Source organism: Agrobacterium sp. 22-3639C2 (assembly GCF_053522105.1).
In genome coordinates, this window is the sequence record NZ_JBNWDB010000001.1 from 1,385,900 (window position 1) to 1,399,055 (window position 13,156).

A 13,156-nucleotide genomic window follows, 5' to 3' on the forward strand; every position below is an offset into this window, starting at 1 on the left:
GGAAAAGGAACATCCCCGGTTTCGTATCGCTTCGGACAACCCGGCAAAAGGTTTGAGCGGGAGCCGGATGGACGTGAACAAGACCGTAAAGCTGAGCAACAGGGACAGGAACATTCTGCTGCGCGTGCCCCTGATAGGGATTGCGGATGAAGCGGCGGCGTTGAAACTGATGGAGGCGGCAACCGTCACCAATCTCAATGCCCGCCATGTACTCTTCAAGGAGGGCGAGGCAGCGCAATATTTCTACTGTGTACTGTCGGGCTATGTCCGCCTTTACCGGCTGGACAGGCACGGGCGCGAGGCGGATGTGCGTGTCAGCGGTCCGGGCGATACCTTCAACGAATGCCTGATCTTCGGCAGCGACAGCTATCGTTACAGCGCGCAGGCGGCGGAAAGCTGCACCGTGGCGCGTTTCGAACTGGCAAGAATCCGCAGCCTTGTGGATCAGGAACCGGCAATCGCCAAGGCCGTGATGCGCTGCCTCTCCAACAGCCTGCTCGGCACCATGGATTGCATTGCCAACGACCGGCTGCAAACCGCGCCGCAACGCGTTGCCCATTACCTGATCAATCAGGGGCCGCGCGACGCTACGTCCTTTTCGCTGCGTCTGCCGTTCCAGAAAAGCCTGCTCGCCGGCAAGCTCGGCCTTGCGCCGGAAGCGCTGTCGCGCGCTTTCTCCGCACTGAAAAAGGCGGGCGTCACCGTTCGCGGCCGCATCGTGCAGGTCAATGATGTCGCGGCGCTGAAACAGATTTGAAGAAGTACCGGGGAGAGGAAGAGGACGGGACGCCTACGGGTATCCCGTCCTCTAATCTTTTGTCGAGCAGGACATCAGACCGGCTGCGGCACGAAGCGGAAGCGATCGCCCTCTCGCTCGACGCGGAAAAACCCGCCAAGATGGCCGCCGGAAACCAGCCAGCCGTGATCGGCAACCTGGGTCAGCGCATCGAGACGTGTCGAATAGGCAGTTTCGGAATCGATATCATAGACGAAACCGATACCCGGATCGTCCGCCTGCAACGCGCTCACATGCAGCACATCGCCCCACAATAACAGCCGGTCATCGCCGTTACCGATGAGATAGCCGGTATGGCCAGGCGTATGGCCGGGCATGGCGATGGCCTCCATACCCTCGGCAATCCTGCCCGTGGGGATTGGCCGCAGCATGGCACCACAAATGTCGAGCAGCCGGTCGGCAATATCGAAGGCGCCCTGCCTCGCAGGCGGCAATCTCTTGCGTGCATCCTCGCTGGTGAAAAAGGCAAGATCGGCCTCGGGCACCCATATGTCCGCATTGGGAAAATAAGGCTGGTCGCCTTCGATAAGTCCCAGCGCATGGTCGCCGTGAATATGGGTGAGGATAACACGGCTGACATCATCAGGCTGGATCCCAGCGGCAATCATCCCCGCACGGGCATGGCCGTAGGTCGGCCCCCAGGCCGTGCCGCAACCGGTGTCTATCAGCGAAATACCATCAGGCCCTGACAGCACAAAACAGTTGACGTCCATATCCACCGTTTCGCCCTCATGCCCGGCAAGCGCCGCCGCCAGCGCATCCGCGCCCTGCCGGTGGATGAGGTGGCCGACAGGCGCCTTGTAGACACCATCGACAAAGCGGGAAACGTCACAGGAACCAAAACGGAGGGGCGTGGTCATATCTCAGAGACCGCCCTGCTCTTTCAGGAAACCGACGATGCGATCGACACCCTCGCCGCGCTTCATGTCGGTAAAGACGAAAGGCATGGCATTGCGCATGCGGGTGGCGTCACTGTCCATCACCATCAGATCAGCGCCGACGTAAGGGGCAAGGTCTTTCTTGTTGATGACCAGCAGGTCCGAGCGGGTGATGCCCGGCCCGCCCTTGCGCGGAATTTCCTCGCCCTGACAGACGGAGATCACATAGATGGTGATATCGGCAAGATCGGGCGAGAAAGTCGCCGCAAGATTGTCGCCACCGGATTCGATGAAGACAACATCGAGATCGGGAAAGCGCGCATTGAGACCGGCAATCGCCTGCAGATTGATCGTCGCATCCTCACGGATGGCGGTATGCGGACATCCGCCCGTCTCCACTCCAACGATACGCTCGGACGGCAGCGCCTGCATGCGCACCAGCGCTTCCGCATCCTCCTTGGTGTAGATATCGTTGGTAACGACGGCGACGGAGTAATCGGCGCTCATCGCCTTGCAAAGCTTTTCCGTCAGCGCGGTCTTGCCGGAACCGACCGGCCCGCCAATGCCGACGCGCAGTGGACCGTTGCCCGATTTCATGCCCGATGTCACAACCATGTTCCCTTCAATATGCTTTGATGTTGTCCCACCATAACGCTTCGCACGACCGCTTCAAGGGCGGCAATGCTGCATCGCGGCGAGATATTCAGGAGCGGAAAAGCCGCGTTCCCTGCATCTCGTGCCGCATGGTCGCGGTGTCGGCGATAACAGTGGCGCTGCCGAGATCGTTGAGCGTGGATTGCACGGCCCGTGCCGCCATTTCGCCGATCGACGCCTCGCTTTCGGCGAGAATGGCAACGCCATCCTTCTGCCCCGCGACGCCGAGGCGGATACCGGCGGAGACGATCTGCGAGACACCGGCATGCAGGAATGCGGCAACCGTTTCCAGAAGCGGCACGCCATGCCCTGCCGCCACCGCACCTATGGCAACAGGATAAGGAACCTCTTTCGGCAACAGCTCAAGAACCGCGTTCGGCCAGGCGCCGGCGGCGGCAACGAAGGCATCGCCGAGGAGCACCGTCTCGCGGTAGCGCTCCGCAGAACCGGCGAGCGCGCGAGCCAGATCCGCCGCTTCACTCAGGGCGACGGCGTCCGTTCCATTGCGCCAGGCATCAGCCAGAAATACCGCATCGTTCCACAGACTGCCGGAACGCAGAAGCACCTCCACCCAGCCGTAAAGGCCGGCGGCATCACTGACGCGCCGGTCCTCCACCGCCTTTTCAAGTCCGCCAGAATAGGAAAAGCCGCCGACAGGAAAGGCCGGCGACATCCAGGCCATGAGCCGCAGCAGCGCGGCAACGCCGCGATCTTCGCTCATGCCTCAGCCATGGTCGTGATGGTGACCATGGTCATGCCCGTGACCGTGGGAATGGCCGCCATGGGCGTGGTAAGCACCGCGCGCCGGCTGGAAAGGTTCTTCCACATCACGCACTGTTGCGCCAAGGCCTTCCAGCATCGCGCGGATCACGTGGTCACGCAGGATGAGAATACGCTCCTCCTCGATCTGCGCCGAAAGGTGCCGGTTGCCCAGATGCCAGGCAAGCTCGATCAGGTGAAGACGATCCTTCGCCTTGATTTCGAACAGCTTTTCGTCCGCAGCGCGAACCTCCACCAGATCACCGTTCTCCACCACCAGCAGGTCGCCATGGGCAAACAGCACAGCTTCCTTCAAATCCAACATCACCATCTCGTCATTCTGCAAATGCAGAAGTTTTCGGCGCAGATGCCGCTGGTCATGCGCGAGAGTGACATAACCGGAAGGTTCGTCGGCTGGAGTTCCGGCGGGGTGATAGGACGTGACGCGCAGCATGGGATGATCCATTTCAGAAACAGTCTTGGGGTTCCGATTGTTGACGGATAGCCCGGCCGATTTCAAGGCGTGTTTTCAGGTCGAACGCGTCTCGGAAAACGAAAAAGCCCGGCATCGCTGCCGGGCCTTGTCAAAAAAAGCAAACCGCAATCAGGCCGCAGCGCGGCTTTTCAGGTTTTCCAGAATGTTCTGCGGCGAGGAAACGCCGTAAGGGTCGGTATCGCTATTGTCGCAATAGCCCTCTTCCTCGAACCACTGCTCCACCAGACCGTCGTTGATGACGGCGGCGTAACGCCAGGAGCGCATGCCGAAACCGAGATTGTCCTTGGCGACCAGCATGCCCATCTTGCGGGTGAACTCGCCCGAACCGTCAGGAATGACCTTGACGTTTTCGAGGTTCTGGCCTTTTGCCCAGGCGTTCATCACGAAGGCATCGTTGACCGACAGGCAATAGATTTCATCGACGCCGAGCGCGCGGAATTCGCCCGCGAGCTTTTCGAAATCGGGAAGCTGGTAGGTCGAGCAAGTCGGCGTGAAAGCGCCGGGCAACGAGAAAAGAACGACCTTTTTGCCCTTGAAGTAATCGTCGGAGGTCATGTCCTGCCAACGGAAAGGGTTGGGGCCACCAACGGCCTCGTCGCGAACACGCGTGCGGAAGGTAACGGCGGGCACTTTTTTGCCGAGCATGTCTTGTCTCCTGATCTGTCTTCAATTTTCTGGCGTTTTGCACGGATCGCTTGGGACCGATCCGCACGGAATTCTTTTGCCGTTTCTTTAGCGCAAGATGCGCTGCGGTGCAGCATAAAAATCGGATTACCAGACGTCAAATCAACGAAACGTCGCACCGCGGGAAGATCAATTGTGCAGCGCTACCGACCAGCGCAACAGTGGCGGCAACGGTGTCCACCAGCCGGTGCGAATGCCGGCTTGCCGCAGCATGGCGGCAGACCACGTGTTGCAGCCGGCCAGCGCATTGAACCAGCCATTAGCCTCGAAAAATCCATCCGTCAGGCTGTAGGAAGCTCCGGGTATAAGCTGAACTTTGTTATTGTCCCGCAGGAAGCTCGCACGAATGCCCGCCACGAGTCGCTGATATCCAGCTTCGGAAATGCGAAGGCGCTTCACCCCGGCAAGGTCGGCGGGAAAATCCCCCGTCACATCCACATGCATCACCGACTGGTCGAGTGTCAGAGAGCGCACGACCGGCATCGGCCTCAGGTCGGCCCATGTCGGCGTCTGTATGTAAAACGACCGGCCACCCCAGCCGAACACCAGATAGGCAGCAGCCGGATGGTTGACAGCGATACCGCCCTCCTGCAATTCGGAAAAGACCCGCCGCAGATCGTCATCAACAGGCAGGGCGATATCGGTATGTATCGGATTGGACAATAGCAATATCTCGCGATCCCTCACGCCGCTTGTTTCATCGGCAAAAAAGGGTCGCGGCACGACGGTGCCGAGCACAAGAAGCAGGATGGTCAGCAGCAGGCCACCGCCGATCCACCTTGTGATAAATCTCACCACGAAACGCCGTCAGAACAGGAAATAACGCTGCGCCATCGGCAGCACCGTCGCCGGTTCACAGGTCAGAAGCTCGCCATCGGCGCGCACCTCATACGTTTCCGGGTCAACCTCGATATGCGGGGTCAGCGAATTGTGGATCATCGAGGCCTTGGAAATACCGCCGCGCACGTTCTTCACCGCCATCAGCTTCTTGGCAACACCAAGACGCCCTGCAAGGCCGGCATCCAGCGACGCCTGACTGACAAATGTAACCGAGGAATTGGTGCGCAGCTTGCCATAGGCGGCAAACATCGGGCGGTAATGCATCGGCTGCGGCGTGGGAATGGAGGCATTCGGATCGCCCATGGGTGCCGCGGCGATGGAACCGCCAAGCAACACCATCTCAGGCTTCACGCCGAAGAATGCCGGGTTCCACAACACCAGATCGGCACGCTTGCCGACTTCGATGGAGCCGATCTCATGGCTGACGCCCTGCGCGATGGCCGGGTTGATGGTATACTTGGCGATGTAACGGCGGACGCGGAAATTGTCGTTTTCGCCGGTCTCTTCCTTCAGACGGCCGCGCTGGCGCTTCATCTTGTCAGCCGTCTGCCAGGTGCGAATCGCCACTTCGCCGACACGGCCCATGGCCTGGCTGTCGGAGGAAATGATCGAGAACGCGCCGATATCGTGGAGAATATCCTCCGCCGCGATGGTTTCCTTGCGGATGCGGCTTTCGGCGAACGCGATATCCTCAGGGATGGACGACGACAGGTGGTGGCACACCATCAGCATATCCAGATGTTCGGCCAGCGTATTGATGGTGTAGGGCCGCGTCGGGTTGGTGGAAGACGGGATGACGTTCGGATTGCCGCAGACCTTGATGATATCAGGCGCATGGCCGCCGCCTGCCCCTTCGGTGTGGAAGGCATGGATGGTGCGGCCCTTGATGGCGGCAACCGTGTCTTCCACGAAACCGCTCTCATTCAGCGTATCGGTGTGGATCATCACCTGCACGTCATATTCGTCAGCCACCGTCAGGCAATTGTCAATGGCGGCGGGCGTCGTGCCCCAGTCCTCGTGCAACTTCAGCGATGAGGCACCGGCAAGGATCATCTCTTCCAGCGGCGCGGGCAACGAAGCATTGCCCTTGCCCGCCAATGCGAGGTTCATCGGGAAAGCATCGAAGCTCTCGATCATCCGCTCGATGTGCCACGCGCCGGTGCAGGTGGTGGCAAGCGTGCCATGCGCGGGGCCGGAACCGCCGCCCAGCATGCAGGTAACGCCGCTCATCAGCGCTTCTTCGATCTGCTGCGGGCAGATGAAGTGGATATGTGCATCCATGCCACCGGCAGTCAGAATCTTGCCTTCGCCGGCAATCGCCTCTGTCGAAGGGCCGACAATGATTGTCACGCCCGGCTGCGTATCGGGGTTGCCCGCCTTGCCGATGGCGTGGATGCGCCCGTTCTTCAGGCCCACATCCGCTTTGTAGATGCCGCTATGGTCGACGATGACGACGTTGGTGATGACGGTATCGACAGCGCCCTCGGCCCGCGTCGCCTGGCTCTGGCCCATGCCGTCGCGAATGACCTTGCCACCGCCGAATTTCACTTCCTCGCCATAGGTCGTGTAGTCCTTCTCGATCTCGATGAAGAGTTCGGTATCGGCAAGACGCACCTTGTCGCCGACGGTCGGGCCGAACATGCCGGCATAGGCGGCGCGGGAAATCTTGTAAGGCATGGGTTCAGGCTCCTTCGGACGCGGAGAAAATCGATATGGGAGAAATTCGTGTCAGCCGGCCCTCGTGTGTGAGGGCCTCTACAAGCTGTTTTTCGGCGGCAAACGGATGCCCGTTCCAGCCGTGATGACCAAAGCCCGCAATCGCCACCTCGTCATCACCGCCGCTCACGGTCTCCAGAACATGGGCGATGGCAAGAAGCCCGGTGCTCGGGCAGACGTAAGGGGCCGGCGCATAGACCTGCAATGCGTGATCAAGCCGCTCATGCACCCCGCGCGGAATGACGAGGTGGCTCTTGCCGGTCTCTTCGGCTAATGCTACGAAACCGGCGGTATAATCGGCACAAAAATCGGTCAGTTCGGGCCAGCGAGCGCGGATATCCGGCTCCATCTGCGAAAATTTCGCGGGATCGCGCACCGACCAGATAGCGGAAGCCTGCTGCACCCCCTCATTGTCGCGCCACGCGGCCCCTTCGCTCATCTCGCGGCCCGGCCGGCCGGTGTTACAAACGGCCACCACATCCGTGCGGCTGCCGCCAGCGCCCAGCGAACGGCAATCGTTGAAGCGGATGACAATGTCGGAAAGGTCGATGAGATCAGCCACGCCCTGCGGCATTTCTCCGTTTCCGACAATCATGATCCGCCGCCCCATACCGTTCAGAAACCTTCGGACAACTGGCGCAGTTCGTCAGCGCGCTTGTTGCTCATATCGGCCAGGCATGAGGAAACCAGCATCGGCTCCATCGTGCCGCCACGCGCCTGAAACCCGAAGGCATCACAATTGGCATCGCGAAACGCCACCCAGGCACGCTGGGCGGCAACCAATGCATCCACGGCACCCTTGCCGCTTTCGTCTGCCGTCTTGTCACGCTCCGCAAGCTGCTTGCGAACCTTCTGGTAGGCGGCGTTCAACTGCTTGTCGGCCTTTTCGTAATCCTTGCCGGCGCAGATTGTCATATCGGCCTGCGTTTGCGGCGAGGTGCAATCGGGCGCGTCATCGGCAAATGCGGAAGACGCCGCAAGAGACAGCAGGACAGCCGCACCGAAACAGAATTTTTTCAAAGTCATGGCCATCACTCAGGCAGCCGCGCCATCGAAAGCCTGCGGCTTCAGCGCACGCGGATCGACACCATCAAGGCAATTGGTATTCACCGCCACCATCGGCGTCCCATCCGGCCCATCGGCATAGGCAAAACTCTCAATGCCGCAGGTGGCGCAGAACAGATGATGGATCTTGTGCTTGTTGAAGAGATATTCCGTCAGCTTGTCGTCGCCGGAAAGCAGGGTGAATTTTTCGCGCGGCGCAAAGGCAAGCGTCGAGCCCAAGCGCTTGCAGCGCGAGCAATTGCACACAACCGTGTGGTCGAGATCGGCATCGACCTCGAAGCTCACGTCGCCGCACTGGCAACTTCCGTGATAATGTGCCGTCGCCATCTCATAACCTCCCCATGATCTGTTGACGAAACCCGTAAACCTCACGCTTGCCGGAAAGCGGCACCAGCGTCACTTCCCGTTTCTGGCCGGGTTCAAAACGAACCGCAGTACCAGCCGGAATGTCGAGACGCATGCCGCGCACCTTGTCGCGGTCGAAGACAAGACCCGCATTGGTCTCAAAGAAATGGTAGTGGCTGCCCACCTGCACCGGCCGGTCGCCGGTATTGGCCACCTCGATCGTCACCGTTGGCTGGCCGGCATTGAGTTCGATGGTGCCCTCTGCGGCAATGATTTCGCCTGGTTTCATGGTGCTCCCCTTTGTCTCTCTCAAGCAGCGGTGGCTGCCGCGCAGCCTTCAGCCTTCAGCACCCGTGTCGTCGATGCCGGATTGTTGACGAGTTTGGCCGCCGGGCGGATGGGCCTGCGAACCAGCTCGCCGCCGCAATTCGGGCAGGCGCCTTTGAGCACATCGGTCGCGCAATCGGCGCAAAAGGTGCATTCGAACGAGCAGATCATCGCAACCCGGCTGTCGGGGGCAAGATCACGGTCGCAGCATTCGCAATTGGGCCGAAGCTCCAGCGCCATATCGTCCCCCTCAGCGTATCGGTTCGTGAACGGTCACAAGCTTGGTGCCGTCGGGAAATGTTGCTTCCACCTGCACATCATGGATCATGTCGGCGATGCCTTCCATAACCTGATCGCGGGAAATGACATGCGCGCCGGCTTCCATCAGGTCGGCCACCGCGCGACCATCGCGGGCGCCCTCGACAACGAAATCGGTAATCAGCGCAATCGCTTCCGGGTAATTCAGCTTCACGCCACGCTCCAGCCGGCGGCGCGCCACCATGGCGGCCATGGAAATCAGCAGCTTGTCTTTTTCTCTCGGAGTAAGGTTCATCGTCGTCCCGCAGCTTTCGCACCTGTCCCGCAAAACACAGTGTTTCGGGGGCTGATCCGACTTGTTTGACAGACCCCGGAAGGTCGCATGTCGCGGGCGATCCGGAGCTTTACAGATTCCAGACTTTCGGCACTGGCGCGCCGTTTCGCAAGAGCGAAATGATCGGAAAAAGTATTTTTCTAAGGGAGAAGCCGTCCGCGGCGGACACGCGCACGACAAGCTTGCCCTGCCATTCGCTGGCGCCGCCGCTTTCCCCGGCAATAGCCCGGATTTTAGGCAAAAGCGCCTCGGCCAGAGGCCCGATATAAAGAAGCGTGGCAAAGGCCACCTGCCCGGCAAGCACCGCCGGTTTTGCAGTCAGCTCCGCCACTTCTCCCGCAAGCAGCAGCTCTTCGGCATGTACCAGCCGGCCGCCATGGCGAATGCGCCAGCGATCCCGGAACAGGCCATGCTGCATCGCTTCGCCCATGGCCTGACGCCCGAGCAGCACGGCTTCGACGGCGATGAATTCGGAGGTTGCGTCGAGATCGGCTTCCAGCCTGCGGGTCAGCGACGCCCGGTCGAAAAGAATGGTTTCCTGCGGCAGCCAGTGCAACCGGGCGCCCGGCCCTGCGGAAACGCGGGCGGTGACGGTGGCGGTTCCGGAGGATGCCTTGTAGACCTTCTCGCAGGCCTGCGTCGTCACCACCAGCGAGGTGCCGGCTCCGGCAACAGCCTGCCATTCCATTTCATCTCCGCCGGTCAATCCGCCGGAGGAGTTGATGAGGATGGCCTCAATCTCGTTGGAAAACGTATCCGGCAGGCGGATCTTGGCGCAACCTTCCTGGAACAATTGGTCCAGCCGGCTGCGACCTTCGACAGCCTTGGTTACAATGCGTCCTCTGCCACGGGCGCGCTGCTGCCGGGCAGGTTCGCCGTCTTCGAGACCGGAAGGGCGGATGGCTTGCTGTTCTGGCTGCACGCGGTCTCCGAAACGGTTGCGGAAGCGGACCCGGCCTTGGCGCCGCAATCTTTTTTGACGACGGCATCCACTACCATCTGTCCTTCCGTGTTGCGGAAGAAATCCCACATTCTTTCCGCCGCATCAACCGTGCGCGTCACTTCGCCTGTGGGCATCTTGCGCTCCACGGCAGGTTCCGCCTTCGGCGTCTGCTCGCCACCCGGCTTGCGGGTAAGGACCGCCGACGCTGCCAGCACTTCCGCCTTCATGGTGGCGCGCGGCCAGGCATGGTCCCAATTGTCAATGACATAGGACTGGATACGTGCCCCGCCCTTGCAGACGTCATAGGAATTAACGGTGAAGCTCTCGCCCGGTCTGGTTTTCGCGCCGCCCTTGCAGCCGTCCATTTCCGCCCAGCGTTTCAGCGCCGTCTCGCCGCCATATTGCCAGTAGGACTTGCCACCACCCTGATAGGGATTGGCCGGATCCTTCAGACCCGCAAAGGCGATGATCGACATCGGCCGCGCCGGCTTGCAGCTTGCCGCATCCGGTCCCCATTTGCCCTCGGTCTCCAGCGGATAACCCGCGCGCAACGATGCAACGAAGCCGGCAGCGGTGAAATCCGCGCTGCCATTGCAGATGAATTGCGACAGCATGCGCCCGCCGCCGGAATACCCGGAACCGTAAAAGCGCTCCTCATCCACGCAGAACTTGCCTTTCACCATGGCAATTGCATCGCGAATGAAGCTCACCTCATCCAGCCCGTCGGGACGGGTGGTAACACCAGGAACATTCCAGGCATGGGTGCCGGGCAATTCGCCATTGAGGCTGCCCGCCAGCGCCACCACCATCAGGCCGTCGCGCTCGGCAAGCTTGTCCCAGCCGCTGCGGTTCAGCTGTCCGTGCGGATTGCTGTTGGAGCCGTGGAAATCGAACACCACAGGCACCGGTTTTTTTCCGTCATAGGCGGATGGAACGAAATAAACGCCTTCGCGTTTCTGACCACTGGAAAGAATGGAAAAATCATGCCTGCCCGGTTCCACGCCGGGTTGAGCAAGCTGACCGCAGGTCGAGGCCGACGCTGCGACACTCGCGCTCGCGCAGATCGCAAGACCCAGAAACAGGGTACGGGCGGAGCGGAACAGCCGGGCAGCCCGGCCAAGGGCAAAGTCTTGATGCATTGACACGCCTTTATTGGGCACGGTTTCCCCGACGATACGTCGGACGCGCGTGGAATGTAAGGGATCAACTGTCGCGGCGTGCGAATAGACTTCGTCTGTGTCTCGCATGCAGCATTTTCGCTGCCAATATCACAGGCGTTTATTCAATGAAATGCTAAAATTGCGCATAAAAGCCATGCAGACACGCATAGACTTTCAAAATATTAATCGGCCGTTTGCACACCGTGATCGGCGTGCGTGGCTTCTAGTCTCGATTTATACTGTCAGATGGCGACGCGCCTCGGGCGTATCCAGCGTTTCGGCAAGCCCCTCATGCACAATTTCGCCCCGGTCCATGATGTAGACATAGTCGGCAAGCTCACGGCAGAAATCCAGATATTGCTCGACCAGCAGGATCGCCATACCGGTTGAATCCCTGAGATATTTGATTGCGCGGCCAATATCCTTGATGATCGACGGCTGAATGCCTTCGGTCGGCTCATCGAGAACGAGGATTTTCGGCCTCGTCACCAGCGCCCGGCCGATGGCGAGCTGCTGCTGCTGGCCACCGGACAGGTCGCCGCCGCGTCTGCCCAGCATGGATTGCAGCACAGGAAACAGGCTGAAAATATCGTCGGGAATGAAACGCTCCTTGCGCGGGAGCGGCGCATAACCGCTTTCAAGGTTTTCCTGCACGCTGAGCAGCGGAAAGATTTCACGCCCCTGTGGCACGTAGCCGACACCGCGCTTGGCCCGGTGGTAAGGTGCCAGCCCATCCAGTGCTGCCCCTTCAAAGCTGATCGACCCGCCACTGATGGCATGCTGGCCGGTGACCGCGCGCAACAACGAGCTTTTGCCTACGCCGTTTCGGCCGAGAACACAGGTGATCTTGCCCATCTCCGCTTTCAGAGACACGCCCCGCAGGGCTTGGGCTGCGCCATAGTGGAGGTTGATGTTTTCGACGTTCAGCATGGTGCAACTCCATTGATGCTTTGGTGGGCGGCGCTACCCCCTCTGCCCTGCCGGGCATCTCCCCCACACGGAGGGAAATCAGATGCCGTTCCCGCTCGTCCCATCGCCTACTGGTCTTGGGGCAGGGTGTTAGCCGCTTGCCGATCTCCCCCCTTGTGGGGGAGATGCCCGGCAGGGCAGAGGGGGGTGAAGCCGCAGACGCTTCCATCACCGCCCCAGATAATTCTCGATCACCTTCGGATCGCTGGACACAAAATCGATCGACCCTTCGGCCAGCACCGAGCCCTCGGCAAGACACGTCACCTTCACGCCCAGCTCGCGGATGAAGCCCATGTCGTGCTCCACCACCACGACCGAGCGGGTCTTGGCGATTTCCTTCAGGAGTACGGCAGTTTCCGCCGTCTCCGCATCCGTCATGCCCGCCACCGGCTCGTCCACCAGAAGCAGCTTCGGCTCCTGCGCGAGCAGCATGCCGATTTCCAGCCACTGTTTCTGGCCGTGCGAGAGGTTGGCCGCGAGATCGCCGCGGCGGTGGCTGAGACGCACGGTGGCGAGGATTTCCTCGATACGCGCCTTGTCCTCCGCTGTCAGCCTGTAGAACAGCGTGGCGAAGACGCCGCGTTTGCGGTTCAACGCCAGTTCCAGATTGTCCCAGACGGTATGGCTTTCAAACACCGTTGGCTTCTGGAATTTACGCCCGATGCCCAGCTGGGCAATGTCCGCCTCGTCCTTTTTCGTGAGGTCGATGCTGTCTTCGAACAGCACCGTGCCCGTATCCGGCCGGGTCTTGCCGGTGATGATATCCATCATCGTCGTCTTGCCGGCGCCATTCGGACCGATGATGGCCCGCAGCTCGCCCGGCTCCACCACGAAGGACAGGGAATTGAGCGCCCTGAACCCGTCGAAGGAAACGGAAACACCGTCGAGATAAAGCAGGCTTTTGGTTCTGTTTTCGGAAACCGTGTTCATAT

General features: G+C 60.5%; 18 protein-coding genes. 1 reads left to right on the forward strand and 17 read right to left on the reverse strand.

From position 1 onward, the window contains the following. Positions 1-67 precede the first annotated feature (67 nt). Positions 68-757, forward strand: coding sequence for a Crp/Fnr family transcriptional regulator (locus tag ACQZ6D_RS06945; RefSeq protein WP_019565122.1), 690 nt, complete (start codon positions 68-70; stop codon positions 755-757). A 74-nt stretch (positions 758-831) separates the two neighbouring features. On the opposite strand, the gene aidB is transcribed toward ACQZ6D_RS06945, so the two are convergent. The 17 genes from aidB to urtD form a co-directional block, all read right to left on the reverse strand. Then, positions 832-1,656 (reverse strand): AidB family quorum-quenching N-acyl homoserine lactonase, encoded by an 825-nt coding sequence (gene aidB / locus ACQZ6D_RS06950; RefSeq protein ID WP_065702621.1) that lies wholly within the window; start codon positions 1,654-1,656, stop codon positions 832-834. Between the two features lie 3 nt (positions 1,657-1,659). Next, positions 1,660-2,271 (reverse strand): urease accessory protein UreG, encoded by a 612-nt coding sequence (ureG, locus tag ACQZ6D_RS06955; protein ID WP_003513889.1) that lies wholly within the window; start codon positions 2,269-2,271, stop codon positions 1,660-1,662. Positions 2,272-2,377: 106 nt separating this feature from the next. Next, positions 2,378-3,049 carry an urease accessory protein UreF gene (locus ACQZ6D_RS06960; RefSeq protein WP_448729743.1) on the reverse strand — a complete coding sequence of 224 codons (672 nt, stop codon included), beginning with the start codon at positions 3,047-3,049 and terminating at the stop codon, positions 2,378-2,380. Positions 3,050-3,052: 3 nt separating this feature from the next. Continuing rightward, positions 3,053-3,541, reverse strand: coding sequence for an urease accessory protein UreE (ureE, locus tag ACQZ6D_RS06965; protein ID WP_162633806.1), 489 nt, complete (start codon positions 3,539-3,541; stop codon positions 3,053-3,055). 150 nt (positions 3,542-3,691) lie between these two features. Continuing rightward, on the reverse strand, positions 3,692-4,228 hold the full coding sequence (locus tag ACQZ6D_RS06970) for a peroxiredoxin (protein ID WP_013636710.1): 537 nt from the start codon (positions 4,226-4,228) through the stop codon (positions 3,692-3,694). Between the two features lie 168 nt (positions 4,229-4,396). Then, positions 4,397-5,065 carry a TIGR02117 family protein gene (locus ACQZ6D_RS06975; RefSeq protein ID WP_162686684.1) on the reverse strand — a complete coding sequence of 223 codons (669 nt, stop codon included), beginning with the start codon at positions 5,063-5,065 and terminating at the stop codon, positions 4,397-4,399. A gap of 9 nt (positions 5,066-5,074) precedes the next feature. Beyond that, the gene (gene ureC, locus ACQZ6D_RS06980) at positions 5,075-6,784 is read right to left on the reverse strand and encodes an urease subunit alpha (protein WP_013636712.1); all 1,710 of its coding nucleotides are present in this window, start codon (positions 6,782-6,784) and stop codon (positions 5,075-5,077) included. A 4-nt stretch (positions 6,785-6,788) separates the two neighbouring features. Continuing rightward, positions 6,789-7,433, reverse strand: coding sequence for a Urease operon accessory protein (locus ACQZ6D_RS06985; protein ID WP_162686683.1), 645 nt, complete (start codon positions 7,431-7,433; stop codon positions 6,789-6,791). A gap of 5 nt (positions 7,434-7,438) precedes the next feature. Further along, entirely contained in the window at positions 7,439-7,849 is a 411-nt protein-coding gene (locus ACQZ6D_RS06990; RefSeq protein WP_003513903.1) for a lysozyme inhibitor LprI family protein, read from the reverse strand. Positions 7,850-7,858: 9 nt separating this feature from the next. Next, positions 7,859-8,215 carry a GFA family protein gene (locus ACQZ6D_RS06995; protein ID WP_038492016.1) on the reverse strand — a complete coding sequence of 119 codons (357 nt, stop codon included), beginning with the start codon at positions 8,213-8,215 and terminating at the stop codon, positions 7,859-7,861. A gap of 1 nt (position 8,216) precedes the next feature. Continuing rightward, positions 8,217-8,522, reverse strand: a complete 306-nt coding sequence (locus ACQZ6D_RS07000) for an urease subunit beta (RefSeq protein WP_003491734.1) — start codon at positions 8,520-8,522, stop codon at positions 8,217-8,219. A gap of 20 nt (positions 8,523-8,542) precedes the next feature. Next, positions 8,543-8,800, reverse strand: coding sequence for a DUF1272 domain-containing protein (locus tag ACQZ6D_RS07005; protein WP_003513907.1), 258 nt, complete (start codon positions 8,798-8,800; stop codon positions 8,543-8,545). A 10-nt stretch (positions 8,801-8,810) separates the two neighbouring features. After that, a complete protein-coding gene (locus ACQZ6D_RS07010; protein WP_003513909.1) occupies positions 8,811-9,113 on the reverse strand; it encodes an urease subunit gamma in 303 nt (100 codons plus the stop codon). Between the two features lie 109 nt (positions 9,114-9,222). Beyond that, positions 9,223-10,074, reverse strand: coding sequence for an urease accessory protein UreD (locus tag ACQZ6D_RS07015; RefSeq protein WP_003513912.1), 852 nt, complete (start codon positions 10,072-10,074; stop codon positions 9,223-9,225). Beyond that, a complete protein-coding gene (locus tag ACQZ6D_RS07020) occupies positions 9,981-11,234 on the reverse strand; it encodes a CE1 family esterase (protein WP_065702617.1) in 1,254 nt (417 codons plus the stop codon). Before ACQZ6D_RS07020 ends, ACQZ6D_RS07015 begins: the two co-directional genes overlap by 94 nt. Before the next feature lie 255 nt (positions 11,235-11,489). Next, the gene (gene urtE / locus ACQZ6D_RS07025) at positions 11,490-12,185 is read right to left on the reverse strand and encodes an urea ABC transporter ATP-binding subunit UrtE (RefSeq protein ID WP_003513916.1); all 696 of its coding nucleotides are present in this window, start codon (positions 12,183-12,185) and stop codon (positions 11,490-11,492) included. 207 nt (positions 12,186-12,392) lie between these two features. Then, complete coding sequence (gene urtD / locus ACQZ6D_RS07030) at positions 12,393-13,154, reverse strand: urea ABC transporter ATP-binding protein UrtD (protein WP_003513917.1); 762 nt, start codon at positions 13,152-13,154, stop codon at positions 12,393-12,395. Positions 13,155-13,156 lie beyond the last annotated feature (2 nt).

Bases quoted from the DNA above. Each gene is read 5' to 3' on its own strand.
- ACQZ6D_RS06945 (WP_019565122.1), top strand. From the start codon at position 68: ATGGACGTGAACAAGACCGTAAAGCTGAGCAACAGGGACAGGAACATT.
- aidB (WP_065702621.1), bottom strand. From the start codon at position 1,656: ATGACCACGCCCCTCCGTTTTGGTTCCTGTGACGTTTCCCGCTTTGTC.
- ureG (WP_003513889.1), bottom strand. From the start codon at position 2,271: ATGAAATCGGGCAACGGTCCACTGCGCGTCGGCATTGGCGGGCCGGTC.
- ACQZ6D_RS06960 (WP_448729743.1), bottom strand. From the start codon at position 3,049: ATGAGCGAAGATCGCGGCGTTGCCGCGCTGCTGCGGCTCATGGCCTGG.
- ureE (WP_162633806.1), bottom strand. From the start codon at position 3,541: ATGCTGCGCGTCACGTCCTATCACCCCGCCGGAACTCCAGCCGACGAA.
- ACQZ6D_RS06970 (WP_013636710.1), bottom strand. From the start codon at position 4,228: ATGCTCGGCAAAAAAGTGCCCGCCGTTACCTTCCGCACGCGTGTTCGC.
- ureC (WP_013636712.1), bottom strand. From the start codon at position 6,784: ATGCCTTACAAGATTTCCCGCGCCGCCTATGCCGGCATGTTCGGCCCG.
- ACQZ6D_RS06985 (WP_162686683.1), bottom strand. From the start codon at position 7,433: ATGGGGCGGCGGATCATGATTGTCGGAAACGGAGAAATGCCGCAGGGC.
- ACQZ6D_RS06990 (WP_003513903.1), bottom strand. From the start codon at position 7,849: ATGACTTTGAAAAAATTCTGTTTCGGTGCGGCTGTCCTGCTGTCTCTT.
- ACQZ6D_RS06995 (WP_038492016.1), bottom strand. From the start codon at position 8,215: ATGGCGACGGCACATTATCACGGAAGTTGCCAGTGCGGCGACGTGAGC.
- ACQZ6D_RS07000 (WP_003491734.1), bottom strand. From the start codon at position 8,522: ATGAAACCAGGCGAAATCATTGCCGCAGAGGGCACCATCGAACTCAAT.
- ACQZ6D_RS07005 (WP_003513907.1), bottom strand. From the start codon at position 8,800: ATGGCGCTGGAGCTTCGGCCCAATTGCGAATGCTGCGACCGTGATCTT.
- ACQZ6D_RS07010 (WP_003513909.1), bottom strand. From the start codon at position 9,113: ATGAACCTTACTCCGAGAGAAAAAGACAAGCTGCTGATTTCCATGGCC.
- ACQZ6D_RS07020 (WP_065702617.1), bottom strand. From the start codon at position 11,234: ATGCATCAAGACTTTGCCCTTGGCCGGGCTGCCCGGCTGTTCCGCTCC.
- urtE (WP_003513916.1), bottom strand. From the start codon at position 12,185: ATGCTGAACGTCGAAAACATCAACCTCCACTATGGCGCAGCCCAAGCC.
- urtD (WP_003513917.1), bottom strand. From the start codon at position 13,154: ATGAACACGGTTTCCGAAAACAGAACCAAAAGCCTGCTTTATCTCGAC.